Below are 6,959 nucleotides of genomic sequence, written 5' to 3'. Positions count from 1 at the left end.
AGCTGTCTTGTAACAAACTCCTAAAGATTTTGCATAATCAGATAATTTCATTCATAAACCTAATTTATGGGAATTTAACTAATCCCAGTCTAAGATATTTTTAGTTGTTTTTCTATGTTTTTCTATAGAATTAATAAAACTTTACAATACTTAATTGCTATGACCGCTATTATTTTCTTCTGATGCCTGTTTGCGGAGCATGACAAACGGAAATTCTGACTCCCGAATCTTCATGCTACATTTTGAAATACATAATGTAGATTATATTGTCTGAGTTAAAAGATTTTGCCTTGCTGGTGGCCTGTGACAATTTAGGCGTATTGGTTGTGTAGGATTTTTGCCATGAAAAATACCGACCACATTACTGCGATCGGCTCCTTTAATTTTTTATTCTTCTAATTTTTCATTTTTTGGTGGTTGCTCAACCTGTTCCAAGACTTTAGCCATCTCTCTTTCTAAAGCTGCTGCTTTATCCAAGAAGCTAGCAATAGAGACATCGCTTTCGTCGCCCCGTTGCTTTAAACGCCCGTTATGAGCGTACATATAATTTAATGCATCGCGGACAATTTCTCGAAACAGGTCAAAAATTCCCCCAATAAGCCCACTGACTGTGTCTGATGCCAGCCCCTCGCCCATTTTTCTATCAACTCGCTCCGACTGATGTTCAGACCATCCGCTATCTCTCCCAATAGTTCCTTCGTCTCTGGAGTAACTGTTAGATTCAATTGTTGTTTCTTTTGCTCGTACTTGATCTTTCTTCCCATCTATTTTTTTTGTTTTTGTCCATTGTAAGCGCTTAAAAATATTTTACTCAATTACTTGACAATATTGCAAGCGTTTGTTTATTATTATTTCAGTAAAAAGCGCTTTAAAATTTTCAGGAGGTGATGCCCAACCAAGCAGTTCAACATAAAAAAATACCGACCACATTGCTGCGATCAGCTCCTTTGACTTTTTATTCTTCTTCGTCTGAATCTATAGGTTTTGCTGAAGACTTTTTTGGCTCATCCCAAGTCTCACCTGTTTTCTCAGCCAGTTGATTGAAAAGTTCTATCAGTTGTTGTTTTCTATGAAGCAGTTTCTCCGTTCGAGAAATCGACTCATCCAAATGGTCTTGAACTTCTTGGATTAACTGCTTAAGAATCCCCCCCAGAAATAGTTCCTCGGTCGGAGCTAACGGTATTTCCTCCCGACCAATTTTCTCTAGAAGGTAAGAGATGTTTAGCTCCCTTTGTTGAGCCAACTTGCTCAAACCTTCCTTGGCTGTCGCTGTTATAGAAAACGTCGATCTGATCGTTGGTTCTATGTACTCCTTCGGAGACCTTCTTGCCATAAGCTTTTTCTTCATTCATATATTTATATAAATATTTTACCAAATCAGTATTGACATTATAATATATACTTAGTTATAATAATAACCAATTAAGCATATGTTTAATTTCCAAGAGGTGAAGTCCAACAAAGCAGTTCAAACAGTTAAAGCCTAATGCTTAACTGACATAGCCTTACCGAATAATTAATAATTAATAATTAATAATTAATAATTAAATAATTCGCGCCTTGAAGCCTCCCCTTTTAAGGGGAAAAAAAGCGGTCTCCGGATGGCGATCTTCGGAGCGGCTCTGTCACTCTTCGGGTCTCGGAGCCATATCCATGAGACCAAGAGAAGAAATAATATCTCCTTATATTCAATTCCGTAACGGTTAAAATCCGAGGTAATTATCAATTATCCATTATCAATTAATGAAATATTTCTAGTGACTATCTAATGGATGTCTTTTCGGGTGAGGCATTTATTTTCTAACTTCACCCCAATCTTTGTAAAAATACTTTTTCTTACTTTTTTATGATTGGAAACTTATACGACCACAAATTCGAGACTCCTTTCAATGACCCAGAACTTCCCAACTGGGCAGATGCATATCTAGATAAATTTTGCGATTTATTTTGGGACAACACTTGGAAAGAAGGGGATGAAGCGATCGCTTCTCTGGAAATAGATATGCTGGCCGATAGATATGCCTATATCAAAGAGGGCATGGCTTTGAGAGCTTTTCAAATTTATAAATTGTATAAAAATTTGGGGTATAAAACCTTCAAAGAGTATTGCCTTAAAGGCTTAAAAAAATCGGTCTATTACGTCAAACGAGTCATTAAAGCTGCTCAAATATCTTGGTCATTGATGCTCGAAGGATTCACCGAACTACCAGACAACGTATCTCAAGCCCAAAAATTAGCCAGTTCTGCCAGTCAAGTCAGCGAGGAAGTCGATGAGACAGTGACCTGTTGGCAAGAGGTTCTGGGTAGGGCAAAGCAAGAATCCAAACCTATTACAGCAACTTACATAGAAACTACTATTATCGGGGAAACCGCACCCCTCCTAGCCACAGCAAAACTACCCAGAGACGTTTGGGATAAGTTAAGAGCTCAGGCCAAACAACAGGGAGTCAAGCCTGAAAAATTACTCGAAGAGATTGTAGGAAATTATTTAGACACAGAACAAGACTCTGATCCAGAGACTGAAACAGTAGCCGAGCCAGAGTCTAAAAAAGTTCCTATATCTAAAACACCTGAAATTAAAGCTTGGGAAAAAGATTTACAAGATTTAGTCGAGGAAAAATATACTAATGAAGCTCACAAAGACATAATCACAGATAGTTCCGAAATACCGAAAGTTTTTCAATCAGATGGGGGAGTCTCGCCTGGAAGGTAAACCGGATTTAGTATTAAGATGTCTCCTCTACGAAAAAAGCAAAAATAGCCAATAATCATGGAATTTCTTAACTTAATAGAGGCAGAAAAACTAGCACCTTGGCGATCGCCTTTAGCCAGAGCTTTACATAGAAACCGAAGCCTAACTTATGCTCGTTATCTCCAACTAGCAACAGTCACTGCTGAAGGCCAACCCAAAAATCGTACCATCGTATTCCGAGGTTTTTTAGAAGAAACCAATCAACTAAAATTCATCACTGATAGTCGTAGCAACAAAGCAGAGCAAATAGAAAAAAATCCTTGGGGCGAGGTCTGTTGGTATTTTCCTAAAACTAGAGAACAATTTCGTCTAACCGGGAAACTTTACCTAATCAAAGCAAATAATCCTCACCCCAAACTTGCTAAAGCCAGAGAAACAACATGGCAAGAAATTTCAGACAATGCTAGACAACAATTTACTTGGCCTAATCCTGGAGGCAGTAAAGTAGAAATTAGTGCCTTTGAATTGTCCCCACCAAATCCTGCCTATCCTCTATCAAACTTTTATCTATTATTACTAGAGCCAACAAAAGTCGAGCATTTAGAACTAAAAGGAGAGCCACAAAACCGTTGGCTTTATCAAATTGATAACTCTAAGACTTGGTCTATTCAAGATATAAATCCTTAAATTCCTTAGCCATAAAAAAATCTTGAATTGCTTAGTCTTGGAGATGACAATTAGCATAATTAACAGAAGATGGAGCGTCAGACTTGACTACAACAGACTGCGATAATTTACCTTGTAAACTTTCCATCTGTTGTTCAAGAAATTCAATTCGATCCACCAAAGAACGAATAACCTCAGCCTCAGAGTCAGGCAAACTACCGTGCTCTAAAGGATTTACCTTTACTCCAGAACGATATACAACTCTTCCAGGCACTCCCACAACAGTACAGTTAGAAGGAACATCCTTAAGCACTACCGAGCCAGCACCAATACGGACATTATTACCAATATTAATATTACCAAGAACCTTGGCACCCCCACCAATCACCACATTCTCACCCAAAGTAGGATGCCTTTTACCAGTTTCTTTGCCAGTACCACCCAGGGTTACCCCTTGATAAATTAGGCAATAATTTCCCACAATAGCAGTCTCTCCAATTACCACACCCATACCGTGGTCAATAAACACTCCTTGACCGATAACAGCCCCAGGATGAATTTCAATCCCAGTCAAAAAACGGCCTATGTGGGAAATTAAACGAGGCAGGAAAGGAATTTTCAGACTGTACAAACCATGAGCTAGGCGATGAAATATTAAAGCCTGAAGACCAGGGTAGCAAGTAAGAACTTCCAACCAGTTACGAGCTGCAGGATCTCTATCAAAGATAATTCGGAAGTCAGTTAGAAGGGTATTAAACACGAGAATTTACCATCTTTGGTTGAGCAGGTCATTTAACATTATACTGAAGGGTGAATGAAATAAGTTGTGCATTTTTTTTTCGGAAAATACTATGTCGTTATTTTTGATAACTGTGGTATTGTTCTTCAGTTGGTTATTCACTTCTATCTTTGTCTTAGAACCAATGGACTTTATGGAATGGCTACATATTCCTCGATGGTTATTTCTGTCAATAATATTGCTAGTTGTTTCTTGGTGTTTAGGAGATTAATTATCGTTATTGAGAAAATAGTTTAGGAGGGGAAATAGCATTAAAATAGTAGCAAACACAATTATTAATTAATAATTAATAATTAATAATTAATAATTAATAATTAAGAGCTGATTTATAAACTTAGTTAAAAGTTTTACATCACCGAGCTTTCAGGAATTTGGGGTCTACAGGACGATAATTCGCCAAACCTAAGTATAGCGAGAAATTCAGCCTCTTAATATTTACTTTATAAATCAGCTCTAATAATCTCGAGAGTACAAAGTTCTTCCAAAAAACTATTAGCTTTGAAGACTGAAAACATTACTGGAAAAGGCTTACAGTACTTACAGCTCTGAATAAAAATTTTTAACCTTTAGATCGCTGAAAGCCTTAGCTAGCAATAGTTATTCTAAGAACTTTGCACTGTCTAGTTAATAATTAATAATTACCTCTCCTTGAAAAGAAGAGGATTGACTAATAATGAAAATTTTTCTTTATTATTCCCTTAAAAGGCTATGCTTTATAAACATCTTTCTTAACATAAAACTTGACAAAAATATCATTTGATGTATTAGAGGCTGAAAGCTCCTAGTGTGGTTGCGATCGCAACCACAAAAAACAACTTTTAGGAGTACACAAGTTAGTCAATTTGTCAAAGCTTGTAAAACCAACAAAATGCTCTTCATTAATTGATAATTGATAATTGATAATTACCTCTGGTTAAAACCGTTACGGAATTGAATATCAGGAGATATTATTTCTTTTCTCTTGGTCGATTGGATATGGCGAGGAGACCGTTCCCTCCGGGACGCTACGCGTTAACGTAGTTGTGCGCTAGCAAACGCCATCCCATCCTACGGAATGCTCCGCTTTCCTACCGCTTTTTTTCCCCTTAAAAGGGTCGGCTTCAAGGCGTGAATTATTTAATAATTAATAATTAATAATTAATAATTCGGTAAGCTTTTGATAATAGGCATTATCCACTTTTGTAAATAATTTTGCTTATAAAGCATAGCTTAAAAGGGGAGGCTTTAAACCACAATTTTTCGGTAAGTATTTAGCTATTAGCTGTCAGGTTTTCCTAGGTCATGCTGCGCAAACAGCAACAAAACTTTCTCTTTAAGAACAGTGTTTAAATTAACAACTGACGGGTGCATCTCATAGCAAGCAAAAATACTTTTTTCCTATATATTCCCAGCTCCGGTGTTCCCAGCTCCGGTGTTCCCTAAAAGCGATAAATTTTTGGCTTTATTCACGCATTGAGATGCACCCCAACTGACTTTAAGGGCAAGGGAGGCAACTTTTGTAGTAAGACAATTAATAAGGGTGCATCTCATAGCAAGCAAAAATACTTTTTTCCTATATATTCCCAGCTCCGGTGTTCCCAGCTCCGGTGTTCCCTAAAAGCGATAAATTTTTGGCTTTATTCATGCATTGAGATGCACCCATTAATAAAGCTTTGATCATAAACTAAAAGCAATAGCTGAAGTCCGTAGTTCCTCCGGAGGAGGCTAGCTGAAGTCCGTAGTTCCTCAGATAGGAGGCTGACTGACGGCTGTTTGCGCAGCATGACCTAGGAAATACTTACAAAAACACTATATTTAAATGGAGTAAGCATTGACATCCTCTCCGGCCTGAAGGCGCGGAGATTCCTACTGAGCCTTAGCTCTTCAGTGGATTGACGTTTCTTTGGCTGCTGCTACTTTGGCAGTAGTCTTATGCTTGCCTCCACGTCCGTTTTTTGTCTCGGACTGCCCGCCCGCGACTAATATATTTATTGCTGCATTTTCGTCTCTATCATGCTTACTTCCACAATTGAGACATTCCCACTCCCTAATTGAAAGGTCTAACTTGCCACCCTTAAATCCACAACAAGAGCAAATTTGAGATGTGGGTTCCCAACGACTAATCACTCTAAAATCACGACCGTATTTTTCTGCTTTACCTTCTAGAAGTATCCTGAATTGTCTCCAACCTAAATCAGATATAGCTCTGGATAATTTACGGTTTTTCACCATTCCAGAAACGTTTCCAACGGAGATGCTTCGCAAACAAATCTTCTAAAACAATTGTTTGGTTTTCACGAATTATTTTAGTGGATAGTTTATGCAGAAAATCCATTCTAGTATCTTTTAACTCGGCATGAAATTTAGCCACTCTCAGTCTAGCTTTTTCATATCGTTTTGACCCTCTAGTTTTGTTAGATAATGACTTACTTAACTTTCTTAACTTCTTAATTCGTTTTTTGAGTGGTTTAGGAGCATCAACCTTTGTACCATTACTAAATGTAGCAAAGGTTTTGATACCTAAATCTATACCTACTAAATTATCAGTTTGAGGCAAGATTTGGGCACAAGTTTCTACTACAAAACTTAAGAAATACCTATTAGCTGAATCTTTTATTACTGTTACTGATGATGGAGTAGCAGGTAACTCTCACGGGCGAAACTATTTTCAGCTTTCCTATTTTGGCTAAATAAACTTTGTGTTGAGCAACTTTAAAACCTCATGCATGTAAACCTAGCAGTTTGCTTTGACTTTCTACTTTTGAACTTAGGAGGTCTTATAGGCTTACCTTTCCTTTGACCTTTAGTTGACTTAAAAAAGTT

Annotated in this window: 8 protein-coding genes; 3 read left to right on the top strand and 5 right to left on the bottom strand. The window is 37.5% G+C overall.

The window, feature by feature from the left end; translation table 11 throughout:
* Positions 1-387 precede the first annotated feature (387 nt).
* The gene (locus F6K54_RS37160) at positions 388-636 is read right to left on the bottom strand and encodes a hypothetical protein (RefSeq protein ID WP_293088990.1); all 249 of its coding nucleotides are present in this window, start codon (positions 634-636) and stop codon (positions 388-390) included.
* 319 nt (positions 637-955) lie between these two features.
* Positions 956-1,348, bottom strand: a complete 393-nt coding sequence (locus tag F6K54_RS37155) for a hypothetical protein (RefSeq protein WP_293088988.1) — start codon at positions 1,346-1,348, stop codon at positions 956-958.
* A gap of 498 nt (positions 1,349-1,846) precedes the next feature.
* Here F6K54_RS37155 and F6K54_RS37150 point away from each other — a divergent pair, with 498 nt between their 5' ends.
* The gene (locus F6K54_RS37150) at positions 1,847-2,713 is read left to right on the top strand and encodes a hypothetical protein (protein ID WP_293088986.1); all 867 of its coding nucleotides are present in this window, start codon (positions 1,847-1,849) and stop codon (positions 2,711-2,713) included.
* A gap of 57 nt (positions 2,714-2,770) precedes the next feature.
* A complete protein-coding gene (locus tag F6K54_RS37145) occupies positions 2,771-3,379 on the top strand; it encodes an Npun_F5749 family FMN-dependent PPOX-type flavoprotein (protein WP_293088984.1) in 609 nt (202 codons plus the stop codon).
* A 31-nt stretch (positions 3,380-3,410) separates the two neighbouring features.
* Here F6K54_RS37145 and cysE read toward each other — a convergent pair whose 3' ends face one another.
* Positions 3,411-4,118, bottom strand: a complete 708-nt coding sequence (gene cysE / locus F6K54_RS37140) for a serine O-acetyltransferase (RefSeq protein WP_293088982.1) — start codon at positions 4,116-4,118, stop codon at positions 3,411-3,413.
* Positions 4,119-4,209: 91 nt separating this feature from the next.
* Here cysE and F6K54_RS37135 point away from each other — a divergent pair, with 91 nt between their 5' ends.
* Positions 4,210-4,368 (top strand): hypothetical protein, encoded by a 159-nt coding sequence (locus F6K54_RS37135; RefSeq protein WP_293088980.1) that lies wholly within the window; start codon positions 4,210-4,212, stop codon positions 4,366-4,368.
* A gap of 1,652 nt (positions 4,369-6,020) precedes the next feature.
* Here F6K54_RS37135 and F6K54_RS43485 read toward each other — a convergent pair.
* Positions 6,021-6,368: an RNA-guided endonuclease TnpB family protein gene (locus F6K54_RS43485; protein ID WP_366558344.1), complete on the bottom strand. Its 348-nt coding sequence runs from the start codon at positions 6,366-6,368 to the stop codon at positions 6,021-6,023.
* The gene (locus tag F6K54_RS43480) at positions 6,352-6,753 is read right to left on the bottom strand and encodes a transposase (RefSeq protein ID WP_366558345.1); all 402 of its coding nucleotides are present in this window, start codon (positions 6,751-6,753) and stop codon (positions 6,352-6,354) included. The genes F6K54_RS43485 and F6K54_RS43480 overlap by 17 nt, the downstream gene beginning before the upstream one ends.
* Positions 6,754-6,959: the final 206 nt, after the last annotated feature.

This window comes from Okeania sp. SIO3B5, from assembly GCF_010692555.1.
In the GTDB taxonomy this organism is placed as follows: Bacteria; Cyanobacteriota; Cyanobacteriia; order Cyanobacteriales; family Microcoleaceae; genus Okeania.
The sequence above is the reverse complement of the archived record's forward strand: the minus strand, read 5'-3'. Positions and strand labels throughout refer to the sequence as shown.

Bases quoted from the DNA above. Each gene is read 5' to 3' on its own strand.
- F6K54_RS43485 (WP_366558344.1), bottom strand. From the start codon at position 6,368: ATGGTGAAAAACCGTAAATTATCCAGAGCTATATCTGATTTAGGTTGG.
- F6K54_RS37160 (WP_293088990.1), bottom strand. From the start codon at position 636: ATGGGCGAGGGGCTGGCATCAGACACAGTCAGTGGGCTTATTGGGGGA.
- F6K54_RS37155 (WP_293088988.1), bottom strand. From the start codon at position 1,348: ATGAAGAAAAAGCTTATGGCAAGAAGGTCTCCGAAGGAGTACATAGAA.
- F6K54_RS37135 (WP_293088980.1), top strand. From the start codon at position 4,210: ATGTCGTTATTTTTGATAACTGTGGTATTGTTCTTCAGTTGGTTATTC.
- F6K54_RS37145 (WP_293088984.1), top strand. From the start codon at position 2,771: ATGGAATTTCTTAACTTAATAGAGGCAGAAAAACTAGCACCTTGGCGA.
- F6K54_RS37150 (WP_293088986.1), top strand. From the start codon at position 1,847: ATGATTGGAAACTTATACGACCACAAATTCGAGACTCCTTTCAATGAC.